Here is a 345-nt window from a genome sequence, read left to right as displayed (position 1 = left end):
AAAGAGAAGCCAGAGCGGCCAACGCCGCAAAGTAACGGAAAACGCCCGCTGTACCACAAGCCCTGGCCGTCAAACAGCCCGGGCCGAGGACATAGAGGGCTTGATTATCACGTCCGCAAATTGCTGGGAGTACGGCCGTTGTGAATACAGCACAGGATTGCAACGCTATATCTACGAGTTTTACTGAAGCGGAGTACTGGGAGGCGGTTGAGATCCCGGACAACCTTTCCGACAGTCATTCCCTGTGGGCGGTACGTGAATGCAACCTGTTGCATCTCATGAGCGTATGGATTGGCGCAACCTATGTGAGCGTGCTTGACGCCTCTATGCGAACTGGAATCGCTG

Annotated in this window: 1 protein-coding gene; it reads left to right on the top strand. The window is 54.8% G+C overall.

Features of this window, described 5'->3' with window-relative positions:
- Positions 1-140: 140 nt before the first annotated feature.
- The coding region (locus tag AC3XQU_RS23350; RefSeq protein WP_489876533.1) for a hypothetical protein at positions 141-345 on the top strand (205 nt) is incomplete at its 3' end.

The sequence above is a fragment of the Telluria sp. AZSoR62 genome (genome assembly GCF_058111565.1).
Note: the sequence above shows the minus strand (reverse complement) of the source record. Positions and strands in the feature narration are given on the sequence as shown.